Below are 17,848 nucleotides of genomic sequence, written 5' to 3'. Positions count from 1 at the left end.
TCGCGGCGGTGCAGGGAATCCGCCCGCCCGGTGGGCGAGACCTTCGGCCGATAACCAACCAACCGAAATTTCGGGTGCGTTGCCGGCCGGAGACGTCCCGTCTGCGGCCGGCAGGCCGGAGACCTGGGAGCACAGAGAATGATCGCCACGATATTGCTGAGTTTCGGCATCTTGTTCCTCGCCGAACTGGGCGACAAATCGCAGCTCATGGCCCTGACTTTCGCGTTGCGCCATCAGTGGTGGGTCGTGCTCGCCGGAATCACCGCGGCCAGCATCGCGGTCAACCTGATCGCCGTGGGCGTCGGACATTTCCTGGGTGCGGCACTGCCGACCAATGCCATCGCCGTGATCACCGCGGTCGTTCTGCTCGCCGTCGGCCTGTGGACCCTGCGCGAAACAATTCAGGCCGACGCCGACGAGGCCGCCGAGTTCGCCGAGAAGGATTCCGGCGCACGCTCCCCGGTGCGGGTGTTCTTCATGGTCCTGTCCGCATTCCTGCTGGCCGAGCTGGGCGACCGCACCATGTTCGCCATCATCGCCCTGGCCTCGAACCACAACTGGGTCGCGGTGTGGATCGGCTCGGTCGTGGGCATGGTGGCCGCGGGCGGCGGTGCCATCGCGCTGGGCATTCTGCTCGGCAAGCACGTCCCCGAACGCGCCATCGCGATCGGCTCGGGCCTGCTGTTCCTCTATATCGCCGCGGCCACCCTGCTCTCGACCTTCGCCCCCGACCTGGGTCGGCTGACCGAATACGCGATCTCCCTGCTGGCCCCCGCGCTGGCGGGCGCGGTGCTGTGGATGCTGAGCTCCTCCGCCTCTCCGCGCCTTCAGCGCGCCGTCGAGTGCGTGGAGACCGACACTTCGGGCCGACGGTCGAATACGGAGGAGCCTTCTGGGCGTACTCGGTGAGATGCTCCCCCGCCTCTCCGCGACTTCAGCTACCCAGGTACTGCTGAAATCAGTTGTCCGGATTTGTCTTCTAGCGGGAGGTCTCCGGGGACCCGAACAGATCTCCGCTGCGGCGCAGAAGTTCGAGCAGCGGCCCGTGCAACGCCTGCAAACCGTCCAGATCATCGGCCGCGACTCGGGCGGTAACCATCGCGCTGACCGCTGCGACCAGGGTCTGGCAGGCGAAATACTGTTCCGCGGTGTGAGCGTCGAGAATGTCGGCGACCATGGCGGTGAACGATTCCTGTAGTTCGCCCCGTCGAGCGATGGCCGCGGGGCCGACGGCGTAGACCTCGATGAGGAACAGGCGTGCGTCGGCGGGATCGGCGGCCAGCCCGCTCAAATAGGCGCCGAGCATCGCCTCGATTCGCTGTTCGCGGGTGACCGGTACGTCCCGCAGCGTTCCGGTCGCCTCGACGATCCGTTCGAGCAGAAGTTGGGCGGCTCGCTCGTAGGCGGCCTCGAAACAGTCCTCCTTGGAACGGAACTGCTCGTAGAACGTCTCCCGCGATACGCCGGCCCGTTTGATGATCGTCGCGACAGACGTTCCCACATAACCGTTTTCGGTCATCGCATGTGCCATCGCGCTCAGAATCCGGTCGCGCTGGGAGGCGATCACCGTCTCCCTCGGCAGGCCGTGACGGCCCCGGGGCAGCTGTCGGCTGGTCACGGCCGGGTCTGACATCGATGCGACTCCGTTGCTCACGAGCGGTTTTCCTACAGTATCTTCTGCCTTCGCTTCGCTCCGGCGGGCCGCGGCCAAGGGGCGGCGTCATCCGGGGTGAGCGGAACCGGTCGACGATTGATGTTCGTGTTCTGGCACGCCGGGCAGCTCCGCACCGACGAAGCGGAGGCCGAAAGTAGACCGGTAGGTAGGGCGGTTACTGTGCCTATTGACGAAAGGCCAGCGAAGGGCCGTCACCAACGAGAGGACCAAACACCGTGGAGATTTCGGGCTCTGCCGCAATCATCACCGGCGCTGCGTCCGGCCTGGGTGCCGCGACCGCCAAGCGGTTCGCCGACCAGGGCGCGACCGTATTCGGATTCGATCTGCAGCAGTCGATCGAACGGGCAGGTGACAGCGTGCCCGCCGGTGTCATCCTGCTTCCCACCGATGTGACCAGCGGCGAGGATGTCACCGCCTCGGTCACGACGGTCGTCGAATCCGGCGTCCCGCTGCGCATCGTGGTCAACTGCGCCGGGGTCGGTTGGGCGGGCCGGATCCTGTCCAAGAACGGCCCGCACGACCTGGAGCTGTTCCGCACGGTGATCACGGTGAACCTGCTCGGTACGTTCAACGTGATGCGCGTGGCCGCCGACGCGATCTCCAAGACCGAGCCGGTCGACGAGTACGGCCAACGCGGTGTGGTGATCAACACCGCGTCGGTGGCGGCCTTCGAGGGCCAGATCGGCCAGATCGCCTACTCCGCGTCCAAGGGCGGCGTCGCGGGGATGACCGTCCCGGCCGCGCGTGACCTGGCACAATTCGGCATCCGGGTGAACACCATCGCCCCCGGCATCATCGACACTCCGATGCTGGCCGGTGTCACCGAGGAGTACCGCAAGGGCCTCGAGGCCGGTGTGCCCTTCCCCTCGCGGCTGGGTCGACCGGACGAGTACGCGCAGCTGGCGCAGTACATCACCGAGCACGACTACCTCAACGGCGAGACCTTCCGCATGGACGGCGCACTACGCATGGCGCCACGGTAATCATGCCGAAAACGTCAGGCCCGCACCGGAAATCCGGTGCGGGCCTGATGTCGTTCGACCGCGCGACACGCAGTCGGATCCCGGGCCGGACGTCCGGGATCGACGACTACTGGGCGCGGACGCCGGAAGCCTGCGGGCCCTTCTTGCCCTGGGTGATCTCGAAGGTGACGTTCTGTCCCTCCTCGAGCGCACGGTATCCGTTGCCCTCGATCTCCGAGTAGTGCACGAAAACGTCGGCGCCGCCGTCGTGGGAGATGAAGCCGTAGCCCTTCTCCGCGTTGAACCACTTCACGGTTCCCTGAACCATTATTTCTCCTGACGAGGTGTTGTCCGATCGCCGCGGACCGCGATGACCGGGTGGTCGCATCGAGACGGCGACTACTACTTGCCCGGCAAGGAGAAGCGACGCCCGCACAATGTTCCGCGCGAGCATGTTGAAACACGAGCACACAAAAACTGCGACCAATATGTACAACCCCCTGGTCGCGGGCCGAGTTCCCGAGATCACCAAGACAGTGATCTGGATCACATATTCGGCGCACGGGCCCCGCCGTCGAGACGGGAGCCCGTGCGTACGGAATATCTACAGTGTGCGAGTCAGCCGGTCGGTGAGGATTCCGGCGAAACGCGCCGGATCCTTCAATTCCCCGCCCTCGGCGAGAACCGCTGTGCCATAGAGCAATTCGGCGGTCTCGGCGAGTTCGGCGGAGTCGCCGGCATCAGCGGACTCCTTGTCCTTCACATAGGCCTCGCGCAGTCCGGTGACCAGCGGATGGGTCGGGTTCAGCTCCAGGATCCGCTTGGATTCCGGAAGCGCCTGCCCCGACGCGCGATACATCCGCTCGAGCTGCGGGGTGAAATCGAAGACGTCCCCGACCAGGCAGGCGGGCGAGGTGGTCAGCCGCGAGCTGAGCCGGACCTGCTTGACGCTGTCGTCCAAGGTCTTCCGCAACCAGTCGCAGACCTCACCGAAATCCTTGTCCTGCTGCTCGCGCAGCTGCTCGGAGGCCTTCTTCTCCTCCTCGGACTCCAGATCCACCTCACCCTTGGCGATGGACTGGAACGCCTTACCGTCGAATTCGGGGACCTGACCGACCCACATCTCGTCGACCGGATCGGTGAGCACCAGTACCTCGAGGCCCTTGGCCTTGAACGCCTCCATATGCGGCGAGGATTCGATCTGCCGACGCGATTCGCCGGTCATGTAGTAGATCTTGTCCTGGCCCTCGGCCATGCGCGAGACGTAGTCCGCGAGCGTGGTGGGCTTGTCCTCCGCATGCGTGGAGGCGAAAGACGAGACCTGCAACAGGGTTTCGCGATTGTCGAAGTCGGACAGCAAGCCCTCCTTGAGAACTCGCCCGAACTCGGCCCAGAACTTCTGATAGGCGGAAGTCTCGGCCGTGTCCTCCCCCGAGGCCTGCTGCAGATCCTTGACCGTCGAGAGCACCTTGCGCACCAGCCGTTTGCGGATCGCCTGGATCTGCCTGTCCTGCTGCAGGATCTCGCGGGAAACGTTGAGCGAGAGGTCCTGTGCGTCGACCACACCCTTGACGAAGCGCAGGTACTCCGGCATCAGCTCTTCGCAGTTGTCCATGATGAACACCCGACGCACGTACAGCTGCACGCCGCGCTGATGCTCGCGCATGAACAGATCGAAGGGCGCCTGCGACGGAATGAACAGCAGCGCTTGGTATTCGAACGTGCCCTCGGCCTTGAACGGGATGATCTCGAGCGGATCGTCCCAGGCGTGCGAGACGTGCTTGTAGAACTCCTTGTACTCCTCGTCGGAGACCTCACTGCGCGGGCGCGTCCACAGCGCCTTCTGCGAATTGAGGGTCTGATCCTCGAGGATCGTCTTCTCTTCCTTCTCCTCCCCGTCACCCTCGGTCACCGTTCGCTCAACCTGCATACGAATCGGCCAGGCGATGAAATCCGAATACTTCTTGACGATCTCCCGGAGCTTCCACTCCTGGGTGTAATCGAAGAGGTGATCGTCCTCGTCGGCGGGCATCAGATGCAGCGAAACCGCGGTGCCCTGCGGTGCGGAGTCGAGGGTCTCGATGGTGTAGGTCGACGAACCGGCCTCCGACTCCCAGCGGGTCGCCTCGGATTCACCGGCTTTGCGAGTGGTCAGAACGACCTTGTCGGCCACCATGAAGGTCGAATAGAAACCGATGCCGAACTGGCCGATCAGCTCCTCGGCCGCCTGGTCGGGCTTGGCCTCGAGCAGTTGTTTGCGCAGCTGGGCGGTACCGGACCTGGCCAGCGTGCCGATCAGATCCACCACTTCGGCGCGCGACATGCCGACGCCGTTGTCACGGACGGTCAGGATCCGGTTGTCCTTGTCGACCTCCAGCTCGATGTGCAGATCGGCGGTGTCGACCTCGAGATCCTTGTCCTGATAGGACAGCAGGCGCAGCTTGTCCAGGGCATCGGAGGCGTTGGAGATCAGTTCCCGCAGGAATGTGTCCTTGTTCGAGTAGACCGAGTGGATCATCAATTCCAGAAGCTGATGGGTCTCGGCCTGAAACTCGAGTTTCTCGACATGCTCAGTCACGTGCCGATAGTACGACGAGCTCGATCGGGCTCGCGAAAGTCCGCCATGCTCGGCACCTCGGCCTCGGCGCTGCGGCCGCCGGGCGCCGACGGGACCATCCATTCGCGCAGCGCCTGTGTCGCGCGCACGTCGTCCTCGTTGTATTCCAGCAGCCTGGTGCGCTGGGTGAGATCGATCGCGCCGTCGTCGTAACCGACCGCGAGCCGGTACCAGCTCATCGACGCCTCACCGCTGGCCTCGGCATCGCGCCAGGCGAATCCGGCGACCGGTGCGACCTTCTTCAAACCCTTGCCGTTCGGGCAGATGAACTGTTCGGAGACCACTTGGAACATATCCACCCATTCCGGGCCGTCCACGAATTCGCGCACCTGCTGTTCGGTGGGCACGCCCGGTATACCCGCGAACCGGCGCGCCGACTCGTACATCCATTTGTCCTCGGCGTTACGCGAATAGCAATAGGCGGCAAAGGTTTTCCCGGTCGCGGCGGCCTCGGCACGCCGGGCCATCAGCCAGGTCCAGAATTCGGCGAACGAGCGAGCCTCATCGGTCGTCGGAACCGGATCCCAAGTGACGAACGGCCGGTACACCCCGTCCAGCAGGGTGCCCCACAGGTAGGCGCCGTACTCCTGATAACTCTCCAGATCCACATCCACCTCGACGTCCGCGCGGCGCACCTGCAACCGCTCGACCCGCCGGACCAGCGGAGCGCCGGAGATCCAGGCGCGAGCGGTGACCACGGCCTCCGCGAACGGCTCGTACTGCCAGTCCTCGGGCTCCTCCCCGGTCCATCCGGCCAGATCCTCGACGGTCTCCACATCGTGCCGGCGCAGCAGTTCCGCGCGGGAGCCGGGCGCGACCAGGCTGACGTCGTGATGTTCGAGCAGCCAGCGCTCACAACTGCGATCATCGGGAGTACCCGAACGAGACCACCACGGGCACTGACGGCATTCGGGCACCTTGGACGGCACCGTGGGCAGTTCGCCGCGGATCACCGCGATCCGGTCGGCGTAGCGGTGGTCGTAATCGTCGAGCAGTCCGGCCAGATCGTGGATCAGAATGCGATCGAAGGCCAGGCCGATCGCCCCACCGACCAGGGCCGGACTGGCCAGGCCGTGCCGCTGCAACATGCGATACAGATGTGCGAGGCGCTGCTGGTCGCGCGGCTGCGGGCGAGTGCGCACATGCCGATCCGGCTGCGGATTCCATTGGTACAGATCGGAAGTCAGCGGATGATGGTCGGCCGGATCGGGCTGACGCGCATCGGTCACCTTGTGATTGACCACGATCACGGGGATGTACCCGCCGCGCATCTCGTCCCGCAGCAGAATCTCCGAACCCCCGCGCCGCCCGGTGTCGAACTCCTGGGGCATTACCGCACCCCAGATACGTTGCGCCCCTTGGCCGCATGCCTGAATCGTCGCCTCCGCGCGCACCGACGCGGGCTGCGCCGGATCGATCACCACCCACCGCTCGGGCTGCGCCGCGACCAACGTGTCGCGCACATGCTCCCGATGCGCGACGGCCGCATCACGCCGCTGCCGCACTCCCACATCCTCGGCGACCCCCGCCAGCACCTCCGGATGGGTGGCCGTCAGATGCAATCGATGCCGGCACCCGATCAGCGACCGCGCGTCCAGAAAGGCCGCCCGCCCACTCCGTTCCCCATCCGACACACCGGAATCGGACCCGCCACCTCGAACCGAAGCCGTTGGCCGCCGCGCCGGATCACCGTTGTCCTCGAGACCTTCTCGGTCACCACTGCCCGATTCCACACCTAGCAGTATGGTCCCCACCACCGACAGGCTCTATTTTCGGCCTCCGCTTCGCTCCGGCGGGCCGCGGCCCCCGAGGGGCCGATTCTTCCCTCCCTCCGCTCCCCCGCTTCGCTCCTCCGCTCCGGTCAGTCCAGAATCGACCCGGGCCGCGGCCTTCGGGGTTGACGTGGTCCACGGTGAAACGGGCCTGGGTGTCACTTGTTGGCGTTCCAGGGCGCGGGTGCGCCGCGTGCGGCGAGCGCACACCCACTCGCATGCTGTAGTGCTACGACGACCCGAGTCGGGTATACATTTCACGAGTACGTACCACGCAAAACTGGCCGGTAGGCCACCGCGAACCAACGGCGACACGGCACTGCGCAACCTCAACGGGTTTGCGGCCGGCTCACCGTTCCGGGGGCGCCGCGCATGCGACGAAGCAGCAAGCGGCGGCCCCGGAACGGCAAGCCTCGGGGGCCGCGAACCCCGCCGTAGCGAAGCGGAGGCCGAGAATTCAGGAGGCTGCAATGGGGTTGTTCACCAAGCGCAAGCGGCGCGCGGACCGCAAAGCCGAGGCGAAGGCCCTCAAGCACAAGGCCGGGCTGGAGGCCAAACTCTCCGCGCGCAACGAGCGCAAACGTGATCGGGAGGAGGCCCGCACTCAGCGCGCGGTGGCCAAACAGCAGATCTCGACACTCAAGGCCGAGGAGAAGGCCGCGCTGAAGACGGCCGAGAAGGCCGAGCGGGACCTTTTCAGCGCCGGACAGGTCAAGAAATATCTGGGCGTGGCCCGGGTGCTGATCCCGGTGCTCGCACCGCTGGCCTACCGGGCCGCGACCTTCCTGCGCGGGCAGATCGACGCCCGCCGCGCTCAGCGCCTCGGCATCGGGCTGGACGAACTCGGCGACTTCTCCGGACACGGCGCGCGCCTGCAGGCGCGAATCAGCGGTGCGGAGTCGGCGCTGTCGAAAATCGCCGACTCCTCCGCCAAGGACACCGAGACCCAGCGGTTCGTCACCGCCTCGCGGGACCGGCTGAACAGCCTGACCGCCGCGGTCCGCACCGCCGAGCAGATGCCCGCCCCCCGCCGCCGCGCGGTGCACACCTCCATCTCCAATGAGCTGTCCGGCGTCGAATCCGACGTGCTCGCACGCCTGGGCGTGCGCTGACCCGTACACCGAACGACCGACCGGCGATGCGTCGCACGCCAGCACCGGGGTCCGGAGGCCGACCGGCCGCCGGACCCTTTCGTGGTGTGCTCGTCGGCGCGACGGTCGCCGCCCTCGCCGTGGCCGCGCACGGACTGGCCGGGGGCGCCTGGCCCGGATCCGCGCCGCTGACCCTGCTGCTGTGCGCCGCCGCCGGAGTCGGCGCTATCGCGACCCTGCTGCCGGTTCCGGCCGGAACCCCCTCGCGCGCAGCCCTTCTGGCCGCCTTGGCCGCCGGACAGCTGGCCGCGCATCTGGCACTGTCCGTCCCGGCCGGGCCGGACCCGATGACCGCGGGCCGCGATTCCTGCGGTGTGGCAGGCACATTCCTGGCCACCGCGGGTCTGCCCAACGGTCCGATGGCCGCGGCGCACGCGCTCGCGACGCTGGTCTGCGCGATCCTCATCGCCGCCGCCGAGCGGCTGTACACGGTGGTCTCCCGGGCGGTCCGCACCCTGATCGGACCGGCGCAACCGCTGCCGCCCGCACCTCGCGCGCCCCGCTGGCTCGACGAGCCCTCCCACGTTCACCGCTTTCTGCATGCCGGAGCCCTGGGCTCGCGCGCCCCGCCGATGCCGGTCTGATCACCGCGGATCACTCCCCCATCACCCTTTCCACGCAGAAAGCACACACCCTCATGCCCATCGGAATTTCGCGCGCCCTGCTCACGACGGGCGCCGCGGCCGGACTGGCCCTACTCGGGACCGGCACCGCCGCCGCCCACGTCCACGTCACGTCGCCGGGCGCGACGCAGGGCGGCGACGCCGTCCTGACCTTCCGTGTCCCCGACGAATCCGAGACCGCGTCCACGACCAGCCTCGCGGTCACCCTGCCCGCGGTGGACGCGGCCCGCACCCAGCCGCTTCCGGGTTGGACCGCCAAACTGGACAAGAACGACAAGAATCAGTACACGACCGTCACCTGGACCGCCGACCCCGGCACCCCGGGGATCGCGCCGAATCAGTTCCAGCAGTTCACAGTGCTGGTCGCTCCGCTGCCCAAACAGGATCACGCCGAATTCCCGGCCGTGCAGACCTACAGCGACGGCAAGGTCGTCAGCTGGAATCAGCCGACCGGGCCGGACGGCAAGGAGCCGGACAATCCGGTTCCGACGCTGAGCCTGGCCGCGGCCGGATCCGACGACGAGCACCCGATGAGCGCCGCGACCGCGGCGGCCACCACATCCGAGTCCGATTCCACCGCCCGCTGGCTCGGCGGCATCGGACTCGCCCTGGGCGCGCTCGGCGCGGCCCTGGGTCTGGGCGCGCTGATCCGGGGTCGGCGCTCATGATCCGCCGAACGCTCGGCGCGGTCGTGATCGCGCTGCTGGCCGCCGGACCGGCCGTTCTGGGGGCCGGTCCTGCCGCGGCGCATTCGGTCCTCGTCTCGGTCGATCCGGCGGACGGCGCGCAGCTGTCCGCCGGACCGGCCCGGGCGACGTTCACGTTCAACGAGAATCTGCAGCCCAGTTTCCCGTCGGTGACCGTGGTCGGCCCGGACGGCAATCTGTGGTCCGAGGGGCAGCCCGTCGTGGACGGTCCGCGCGTCAGCATCGCGGTCCGCGAACTCGGTCCGGCGGGCAAGTACACGATGGCCTACCGGGTGACCTCCGCGGACGGCCATCCGGTCAGCGGGACCCGCAGCTTCACCCTCACCACGGCCGGTCACGGGACCCCCGGACCGAAGGCCAACGCGAGCAGTTCCGGCAGCGGTAGCGGGTCCGGCGGGGTTCCGGTCTGGGTGTTCATCGTCGGGGCGATCGTGCTGTTCGGCGGCGGACTGGCCTTCGCACTGCTCGGCGGGAAGCGCGCCGGGAGCAACGGGCCCGGAGGAGGCGGCTCGGGTAACCACGGCGGGCCCCGCGTACGGCGTCGGCGGAGACAGACGAGTAAGCGGTGAGCGGGAAGACGACCGGCGGCGGTTCACCCGCCCTGCGGTCGGCATTGTTGCTGGTCGTCCCGGCCGCTGTGCTGGGCACGGTCCTGGCCTGGGCGCTGGCCGCGCCGGACCCGCTGCAGTCCGAGGCGCCGGTCCGCGCTCTGGCGGACTGCGCCGGGGCCACCGTGGTCGGCCTGGCCGCGCTGCCACGGCTGCACCGCAGGATCGATCCGCCGTGGCGGCAACTGGCCGTGGTCGGCGGAATCTGGACCGTCCTGGAATTCGTGGTGCTGGCCTGTGCGGCCGCCCAGGTCGTCGGGGTACCGGTGAGCCGGTTGGGCACCGGGGAGTTCGGCACGTATCTGGCCCACGTCAGCAGCGGACAGGTCGGCATCGCGATCCTGGTCGGGACCGCCGTGGTGACCGGATACTGCGCCCTGGCCCACCGGCAGCCGGACCGGGCCGCCGTCGACCTGGTGCTGATGTTCGCGGCCGTGACCCTCGAGTTGCGGCCGATCACCGGGCATATGGCTCAGCAACCGCTGGGCGCGGTCTTCGCGGCCGTGCATGTGCTGGGCGCGGCGGCCTGGTTCGGGCTGCTGCTGGCCCTGGCCCTGGTACTGCGTTCGCGCGGGGAGTGGGCCCGGGTGCTGCCGCGATATTCGGCCTGGGCGCTGCCCGCGGTCGCCGCGGTCGGGACCAGCGGCATCATCGACGGACTGGTCAAAGTCGGCGGACTGACACCCCTGGTGGACACCGGTTACGGCCGGATCCTGCTGGCGAAGGCTGTCCTTCTCGGCGGACTGCTGGTCCTGGGCTGGTGGTGGCGCCGCAGCTGGGTGCCGGCGGCCGGGGACCATCGCCTGTCCGCGGACGGTTCGCTGCGTCGCGCGGTGATCGAGGTCGTGGCGATCGCGGTGGTGTTCGGACTGGCCGCCACCCTGTCCGTCACGGCCTGAGCGCCGGTCCGCCCGGTCCGGCAGAACGCCGGTCCGGGAACTCGGCCGCAGACACGGCGCACCCGGACACCACGAGTTCAGCACGCGACCTGAAGTCGGCTCCGGCATGCCGTGGCCGCAGGGCCCGGCTCATCCGGACACCCGGCCTGGCCCGGTCCGAGTCCGCGTTCGGCAAGGCCCGGCCGGGTGTGCGGATCCCGGCCACCGGGTCTGCGCACCGACCGCCCGCGCGCCCCGGACGAAGCTCGCAGAAAGGTCTCAGGGAACGCCGACAGGCACCATGGCAAGCTTGCAGCCGTGACCGAATCAGCCAATACCGTCGCCACCGCAGACCTCGCCGATGAGATCGGTCCCGAGATCCGCAGTTGTGACACACAGTTCACGCAGTTCGGCGGTCGCGAGGCGTTCGCGGGCCGCATCGTCACGATCCGCTGTTTCCAGGACAACCTCCTGGTCAAACAGACCCTGGGCGAACCGGGCGAGGGCCGGGTGCTGGTGGTCGACGGCGGTGCCGGCGTGCACACCGCACTGGTCGGGGACATCATCGCCGGGCGCGGGGTGAGCAACGGCTGGTCCGGCGTCGTGGTCAACGGCGCGGTCCGCGATTCCGCGATCCTGCGCACCCTGGACATCGGTCTCAAGGCCCTGGGCACCAACCCGCGCAAGAGCACCCAGACCGGTTCCGGCGAACGCGATGTGCCCGTCGAATTCGGCGGCGTCACCTTCGTTCCCGGCGAGATGCTCTACAGCGATCACGACGGAATCGTCGTGCGCGCCGAATGAGCCCGCTCCGCGGCGTCAGGCCCCGTTGCCGACCCGGGCCCGGTGTCCGGCGATGGTGACCACGTCACCGGCATGCAGCTGACGGCCTCGCCGCAGTTCGACCTCGTCATTGACGCGCACCAAACCGGCGGCGATCACGGTCTTGGCCTCCGAGCCGCTGTCGATCAGGTTGGCCAGCTTCAAGAATTGCCCGAGTCGAATGACCTCGTCATCGATCGGCACATCGACTGGATCCGACATGGGTAACATCTTCACCTTTCGCGCCCGCGGCGGTGCATCCACCCCCCGCGGCGACCTCGGCGCGCACACACTGGGTACGGACATGCACGCCGACGTTCCGCATTCGAGCGAGGTCAACATTCACACTGGTTCGGTGACATCGACATCCGGCGTAGCGCCTTCCGAGCGCCGGCGCTCCAAACCCGACCGTCGGCACACCGCCGAGCGCACCGCGCGATCTCCGGAGGTACCGCACCGCGCGCACGGACGGCTCAGTGAGGTTCCGCATCTGGCCGGACTCGTCCTGGGCACCTTCTCGGTGCTGTGCATGCTGTGGAGCATCTCTCCCGGTCTGCGGTTCATCACACAGGTGCCGCGGCATTACATCGACGACTACTACTTCGACGCCCCGGAGACCTCGCTGGTGTGGGCGTTGATGATCGGCCTGCTCGCGGGCGCGACCGCCAGCCGAAAACGCATCGCCTGGTGGCTGCTGGTGGCCTATATGGCCTCGTTCGCAGCCGCCAACGCCATCGAATTCGGTGACGAACGCAATATCAGTTCGCTGATCGCGCTGATCGTGCACGTCCTGGTGATCGGACTGCTGATCGCGGCCTGGCCGGAGTTCTACACCCAGGTCCGCCGCGCGGCGGTGTGGAAGGCGCTCGGAGTCCTGGCAGGCGGGCTGGCCACCGGATTCCTGCTCGGCTGGGGACTGGTGGAACTGCTACCGGGGACGCTGCCGCGTGGTCTGGAACGCCCGGCCTGGGCGGTGTCCAAGGTGACCGCGGCGATTCTGGTCAGCACCGACAGCTTCGACGGTCACCCCAGACATTTCGTGGATCTGCTGCTCGGTTTCTTCGGATTCCTCGCGGTGATGGCGGCGGCGATGGTGCTGTTCAGCTCCCAGCGCGCGTCCAACGCACTGACCGGACTGGACGAATCGGCGTTGCGCGGACTGCTCGAACGCTCGGACGTCGAGGATTCACTGGGATATTTCGCCACCCGCCGCGACAAGGCGGTCGTCTTCGCGCCCAGCGGTAAGGCCGCGGTCACCTATCGCGTGGAATTGGGCGTCTGCCTGGCCTCGGGCGATCCGATCGGACCGAAGGAAGCCTGGCCGCAGGCCATCGACGCATGGTTGCGCTTGGCCGATCAGTACGGCTGGGCTCCGGCGGTGATGGGTGCGAGCGAGTTGGGCGCGACCGCATATCGCCGGGCCGGACTGTCGGCGTTGCGGCTGGGCGACGAGGCGATTCTGGAGACCCGCACGTTCTCCCTGGCGGGCCCGGAGATGAAACAGGTGCGTCAGGCCGCCAACCGCCTGCGCAAACAGGGCATCACTGTGCGCATCCGGCGGCACAGCGAACTCACCCCCGAGGAATTCTCCCGGGTCATCGCGAACGCCGACGCCTGGCGCGACACCGAGACCGAACGCGGATTCTCCATGGCGCTGGGCCGCCTGGGTGATCCGCTGGACGGCGACTGCCTGCTGGTGGAGGCCATCTCTTCCGGCAATCCCGCATCCGGCGACGGCGAGCCCGAATCGGCCGAACGCGTCCTGGGCATGCTCTCGCTGGTCCCGTGGGGCCGCACCGGTGTCTCACTGGAGTTGATGCGGCGAGATCCCAAGGGTCCCAACGGCGTCATGGAGTTGATGATCTCCCAGCTGGCGCTGAGTTCGGAGCAGTACGGCATCACCCGGGTCTCGCTGAACTTCGCGGTGTTCCGCGCGGTCTTCGAGGAGGGCGGGCGAATCGGCGCGGGTCCGGTGCTGCGGCTGTGGCGCGGTGTGCTGATGTTCTTCTCGCGCTGGTGGCAGCTCGAGGCGCTGTACCGCTCCAATGTGAAGTATCAGCCGCAGTGGGTGCCTCGGTTCTCCCTGTTCGAGGAACGCCGCCAACTGGTCCGGGTGGCCATGGCCAGCGCCCTGGCCGAGGGTTTCCTGCCGCGCTTCGGTAAACAGCCGGATCCCATGCGGCACACCGGCATTCGCTCGGCCGTCCCGCCGGCCATGACCGGCCTGCACGCCGACGGGAGCCCGCCGGAGCTGCCCCCGGCGGAACTCGAGCAGCGCGGTCCCCGCCGCCCGGAACAGGTACGGGTGCGGATGGACAAGGTCGCCCGGCTCGAGGCCGCCGGGATCGATTCCTATCCGGTCGCCTATCCGCCCACCCATTCGGTCCTGGACGCGCGCCGCTCACCGAAGGGCACGACCGTGCGCGTGTGCGGGCGACTGCTGCGCATCCGCGATTACGGCGGGGTGATCTTCGCGGTGCTGCGGGACTGGTCCGGCGATATCCAGCTGGTGATCGACCGCGGCCGCGTCGGCGTGGACCGGGCGCACGAATTCGACGAATTCTTCGACCTGGGCGATCTGATCGAGGTCAGCGGACAGATCGGCGCGAGCCGCCGCGGCGAATTGTCGCTGCTGGCACAGGACTGGCGGATGATCGGCAAATGCCTGCATCCACTGCCGGACAAGTGGCGCGGCCTGTCCGATCCCGAGGCCCGGGTGCGGCAGCGCTACGTGGACATGGCGATCAACGTCGACACCCGCGAGATGCTGGCCAAACGCAGTGCCGTGGTGCGTTCGCTGCGGGACACGCTCAACGGCTGGGGTTTTCTCGAGGTGGAGACCCCGGTGCTGCAACAGGTGCACGGCGGCGCGAACGCCACCCCGTTCCAGACCCACATCAACGCCTACGACCTGGACCTGTATCTGCGGATCGCACCCGAGCTGTATCTGAAGCGGCTGTGCGTGGGCGGTATGGAGAAGGTGTTCGAACTGGGCCGGGTGTTCCGCAACGAGGGTGTGGACTACAGCCACAACCCGGAGTTCACGATCCTGGAAGCCTATGAGGCGCACAGCGATTACATGCGGATGATGCACGCCTGCCGTCAGCTCATCCAGGACGCCGCCCTGGCCGCGAACGGCAAGATGGTCGCCATGCGCCCGCAGCCGGACGGTTCGCTGGCCGAGGTCGACATCTCCGGGGACTGGCCGGTCAAGACCGTGCACGATGCGATCTCGCAGGCCCTGGGCGAGCGGATCACCGCCGACACCGATGTCGAACGGTTGCGCTCGCTGTGCGACAAGGCCGGAGTGCCGTACCAGTGCGGCTGGGACTCGGGCCAGATCGTGCTGGAGATGTACGAGCATCTGGTCGAGGACCGCACCGAGGAGCCGACCTTCTACATCGACTTCCCCACCTCGGTCTCCCCGCTGACCCGCGCCCACCGCAGCATCGAGGGCGTCGCCGAACGCTGGGATCTGGTGGCCTGGGGCGTCGAACTGGGCACCGCCTACAGCGAACTGACCAATCCGATCGAGCAGCGCAGGCGGCTCACCGATCAGTCCCTGCTGGCCGCGGGCGGCGATCCGGAGGCGATGGAACTGGACGAGGACTTCCTGCAGGCCCTCGAACACGCCATGCCCCCGACCGGTGGCCTGGGCGTCGGCGTGGACCGCGTGGTCATGTTGATCACCGGGCGCAGTATCCGCGAGACGTTGCCGTTCCCGCTGGTCAAACCACGTACCTGAGCTGCGTGCCGCCGTCGCGGGATGCCGGGATGACGGCGGTGCGCGCCCATGCGGCACAGTAATGACGTGCAGCTGGTACTCGTACGTCACGCCCAACCGGACCGTCTGGTCGCCGTCGACGGTCCCGCCGATCCGGATCTGACCGATATCGGTCTCGATCAGGCCGCGCGGGTGCCCGGCGCGCTGGCCCGGCTCGAGGGCGGCGGTCACCGCATCGCGCGCATCGTGTCGAGTCCGCAGCGCCGGGCCCGGTCGACGGCGGCGGCGAGTGCGGCGAAATTCGGTCTGCCGGTGGAGATTTTCGACGGGCTCGCCGAATACGACCGGGACCTGCCGGTCTACCTGCCGATCGAGGACGCTCGCAAGGCCGCCGAGGGCTCCGGTGGTTCAGGCGAATCCGATTCCGCGCAGGCGGAATTCGCCGCGGTGTATCGGCGGATCAAGGCGGGATATCTGCCCGAGCAGATCGATGGCGCCGCATTCTTCGCCCGGGTTTCCGCGGCGATCGATGCGATCGTCGCGGCGGCCGATCATGCCGATACCGTGGTGGCGTTCGCGCACGGCGGGGTGATCAATGTGCTGACGCAACGGATCCTGGGTCTGGAGCGTCCGCTGACCTTTCCGATCGACTATTGTTCGATCACGCGCATCCTCTACTCCCGCACCGGGAATCGCACGGTGGCCACGATCAACGAGAACGGCCACGTCTGGGATCTGCTGCCGCGGAATCTGCCCGGCCGCTGAATTCGCCCGCTACACCTCGTGCATGCGGGTCGGGAATTGTTCCACCGCCCATTCCAGGGGCTCCCCGAGATCCAGCCACAGCCGCATGCGACGCTCGGGTTCGTCCAGACCGGCCCAGATGATGGTGAACGTCCCCGCGAGCATCTCCCGGTCGCGTCCGGGGGCCCGCACCGACATGGCGAACGGAATACCCAGCGCGACCCGGGTGACGGCGACCTGATCGTTCTCGATCGGCTTCCCGGCGACCTGGTGGCCCGGTGCGTCCGCAACCCAGATCCAGTCCACCTCGGTCCCCTCGACCTGCGAGGTCAGCGTATTCGTCAGGTACGTGCGGACGGCGGCCTCCGGATCGTCGCCGAGCACCAGCAACGGAACCTCGTTGTCCACGTACAGATTGCGGAAGTCGTCCCGCGGCGGTGTGTGCGCGGTATTGCGGTGATATTCCCGGATGAGACGGCCCTGCTCGTCCACCGGGAACAAGCCGCGCACCGCCCCGGGCGGCACGAATCCGTTGGGGTCGTCGACCCAGGCCGGATCGATGTCGATCACCGACCCACCGGAATTCACGGCCGCGGCATCGATCAGCCCCTGCGGCGGCTGCCACTCGGGCGGCACTGATTGGACAACCCATTGAGACGTCGATGGTGACGCGGAGTCGGTCATGGGTCCGGGAATCCCCTAACGGTGGACAGCTCGACTGCCGAGCGTAGTGCAGCGCCCGGATGAGCGCAAAGCAGCCGAGAGACGAAAACCTTTGGCACACAATCGAGCTCGAATCGAATTCAGGGCACGAACGAGATCGTGGTGCACGATGCGCCGCGCACGCCGTACATGATCACTCGCCGACATGCGGCCGCGCGCCCCATCGACTATTCTGCGATCGCGCCAATTCCCCACGCGCACATCGAACGTCACATTTGCGCCATTGTCTCCTGGCGCGCTCGGTGTGCGGATTATGCCCGTACCATGGCGGCCGAACAGTCGGTGTGAAATTCTCAGCCGATTATGAGGTTTATCGGATGCTCGTCTCAATGATCGATCGTTCGATGGGACACCGTGAACCGCACGTGATGTGCGGTCATGTTCTTTAGAGAAAGGCAGTTCGTTGCTCTCCACGAGGAAGTCGACACGTTCCCGGCGACTGGTGGCCCGCGTCGCCGTCGCAGGCGCCCTGGCCGCGGTTCCGCTCGCGGCGATGGCCGGCCCGGCCCTGGCCGACACCACATCCCCTTCGGCCATCCAGGTCGATCGGCACCACGACTGGGACCACGACGGGAATCACGGGCCCTGGGATAACGACTGGGACCACCACGACCGGGATCACCGGCTTCCCGGCTTCCCGGGTTGGAACCACGGCTGGAACCAAGGCCCGTGGGCGCCGCCCTCCGGCTCGGCCGGCTGACACTCCCTCGGTGACCGCCGACGACACGGCCACCGGGTGAACGAGGGCCACTCCCGCGCGGGGGTGGCCCTCGTCGCCTGCCCGGATGCGAGTTCACCAGGGGCATGGAACAATTCGATTCGCTCCCCGGTGCGGCGCGTTT

The 17,848-nt window shown here is 67.6% G+C and carries 17 protein-coding genes; 11 read left to right on the top strand and 6 right to left on the bottom strand.

Features of this window, described 5'->3' with window-relative positions; translation table 11 throughout:
* Positions 1–138: 138 nt before the first annotated feature.
* On the top strand, positions 139–909 hold the full coding sequence (locus NV1_RS02475) for a TMEM165/GDT1 family protein (protein ID WP_067884933.1): 771 nt from the start codon (positions 139–141) through the stop codon (positions 907–909).
* Positions 910–979: 70 nt separating this feature from the next.
* On the opposite strand, the gene NV1_RS02470 is transcribed toward NV1_RS02475, so the two are convergent.
* The gene (locus NV1_RS02470) at positions 980–1,633 is read right to left on the bottom strand and encodes a TetR/AcrR family transcriptional regulator (RefSeq protein ID WP_067885120.1); all 654 of its coding nucleotides are present in this window, start codon (positions 1,631–1,633) and stop codon (positions 980–982) included.
* Between the two features lie 257 nt (positions 1,634–1,890).
* On the opposite strand from NV1_RS02470, the gene NV1_RS02465 reads away from it, so the two are divergent.
* Positions 1,891–2,658, top strand: a complete 768-nt coding sequence (locus NV1_RS02465) for an SDR family NAD(P)-dependent oxidoreductase (protein WP_067884931.1) — start codon at positions 1,891–1,893, stop codon at positions 2,656–2,658.
* 106 nt (positions 2,659–2,764) lie between these two features.
* Here the strand turns inward: NV1_RS02465 and NV1_RS02460 are convergent, their stop codons facing one another.
* The 3 genes from NV1_RS02460 to NV1_RS02450 all read right to left on the bottom strand — a co-directional run bounded on the left by NV1_RS02460 (position 2,765) and on the right by NV1_RS02450 (position 6,888).
* Entirely contained in the window at positions 2,765–2,965 is a 201-nt protein-coding gene (locus NV1_RS02460; RefSeq protein ID WP_067884929.1) for a cold-shock protein, read from the bottom strand.
* Between the two features lie 276 nt (positions 2,966–3,241).
* Entirely contained in the window at positions 3,242–5,215 is a 1,974-nt protein-coding gene (gene htpG / locus NV1_RS02455; RefSeq protein ID WP_067884927.1) for a molecular chaperone HtpG, read from the bottom strand.
* Positions 5,212–6,888 carry a TM0106 family RecB-like putative nuclease gene (locus NV1_RS02450; RefSeq protein WP_157116428.1) on the bottom strand — a complete coding sequence of 559 codons (1,677 nt, stop codon included), beginning with the start codon at positions 6,886–6,888 and terminating at the stop codon, positions 5,212–5,214. Before NV1_RS02450 ends, htpG begins: the two co-directional genes overlap by 4 nt.
* 608 nt (positions 6,889–7,496) lie before the next feature.
* Between NV1_RS02450 and NV1_RS02445 the strand changes: the two genes are divergently transcribed.
* The 6 genes from NV1_RS02445 to rraA all read left to right on the top strand — a co-directional run bounded on the left by NV1_RS02445 (position 7,497) and on the right by rraA (position 11,797).
* Positions 7,497–8,138, top strand: coding sequence for a DUF6474 family protein (locus NV1_RS02445; protein ID WP_067884923.1), 642 nt, complete (start codon positions 7,497–7,499; stop codon positions 8,136–8,138).
* 86 nt (positions 8,139–8,224) lie between these two features.
* A complete protein-coding gene (locus NV1_RS02440; protein ID WP_067884921.1) occupies positions 8,225–8,761 on the top strand; it encodes a hypothetical protein in 537 nt (178 codons plus the stop codon).
* A gap of 53 nt (positions 8,762–8,814) precedes the next feature.
* On the top strand, positions 8,815–9,468 hold the full coding sequence (locus NV1_RS02435; RefSeq protein WP_067884919.1) for a YcnI family copper-binding membrane protein: 654 nt from the start codon (positions 8,815–8,817) through the stop codon (positions 9,466–9,468).
* Positions 9,465–10,076, top strand: a complete 612-nt coding sequence (locus NV1_RS02430) for a copper resistance CopC family protein (RefSeq protein WP_067884917.1) — start codon at positions 9,465–9,467, stop codon at positions 10,074–10,076. Before NV1_RS02435 ends, NV1_RS02430 begins: the two co-directional genes overlap by 4 nt.
* Positions 10,073–11,014 carry a CopD family protein gene (locus NV1_RS02425; RefSeq protein ID WP_084524986.1) on the top strand — a complete coding sequence of 314 codons (942 nt, stop codon included), beginning with the start codon at positions 10,073–10,075 and terminating at the stop codon, positions 11,012–11,014. The genes NV1_RS02430 and NV1_RS02425 overlap by 4 nt, the downstream gene beginning before the upstream one ends.
* Positions 11,015–11,311: 297 nt before the next feature.
* Positions 11,312–11,797: a ribonuclease E activity regulator RraA gene (gene rraA, locus NV1_RS02420; RefSeq protein ID WP_067884915.1), complete on the top strand. Its 486-nt coding sequence runs from the start codon at positions 11,312–11,314 to the stop codon at positions 11,795–11,797.
* Between the two features lie 15 nt (positions 11,798–11,812).
* Here rraA and NV1_RS02415 read toward each other — a convergent pair whose 3' ends face one another.
* Complete coding sequence (locus NV1_RS02415) at positions 11,813–12,037, bottom strand: RNA-binding S4 domain-containing protein (RefSeq protein ID WP_067884913.1); 225 nt, start codon at positions 12,035–12,037, stop codon at positions 11,813–11,815.
* Between NV1_RS02415 and lysX the strand changes: the two genes are divergently transcribed.
* Positions 12,036–15,560, top strand: a complete 3,525-nt coding sequence (gene lysX, locus NV1_RS02410; protein ID WP_245713517.1) for a bifunctional lysylphosphatidylglycerol synthetase/lysine--tRNA ligase LysX — start codon at positions 12,036–12,038, stop codon at positions 15,558–15,560. The genes NV1_RS02415 and lysX overlap by 2 nt on opposite strands.
* Positions 15,561–15,608: 48 nt before the next feature.
* Entirely contained in the window at positions 15,609–16,304 is a 696-nt protein-coding gene (locus NV1_RS02405; RefSeq protein WP_444980806.1) for a histidine phosphatase family protein, read from the top strand.
* A 9-nt stretch (positions 16,305–16,313) separates the two neighbouring features.
* Here NV1_RS02405 and NV1_RS02400 read toward each other — a convergent pair whose 3' ends face one another.
* Complete coding sequence (locus tag NV1_RS02400) at positions 16,314–16,967, bottom strand: hypothetical protein (RefSeq protein WP_067884911.1); 654 nt, start codon at positions 16,965–16,967, stop codon at positions 16,314–16,316.
* A gap of 442 nt (positions 16,968–17,409) precedes the next feature.
* Between NV1_RS02400 and NV1_RS43145 the strand changes: the two genes are divergently transcribed.
* Complete coding sequence (locus NV1_RS43145; protein WP_157116425.1) at positions 17,410–17,706, top strand: hypothetical protein; 297 nt, start codon at positions 17,410–17,412, stop codon at positions 17,704–17,706.
* The last annotated feature ends 142 nt before the right edge of the window (positions 17,707–17,848 follow it).

The organism is Nocardia vaccinii NBRC 15922 (assembly GCF_001613305.1).
In the GTDB taxonomy this organism is placed as follows: Bacteria; Actinomycetota; Actinomycetes; order Mycobacteriales; family Mycobacteriaceae; genus Nocardia; species Nocardia vaccinii.
This window is presented reverse-complemented; position numbering and strand designations above follow the sequence as displayed.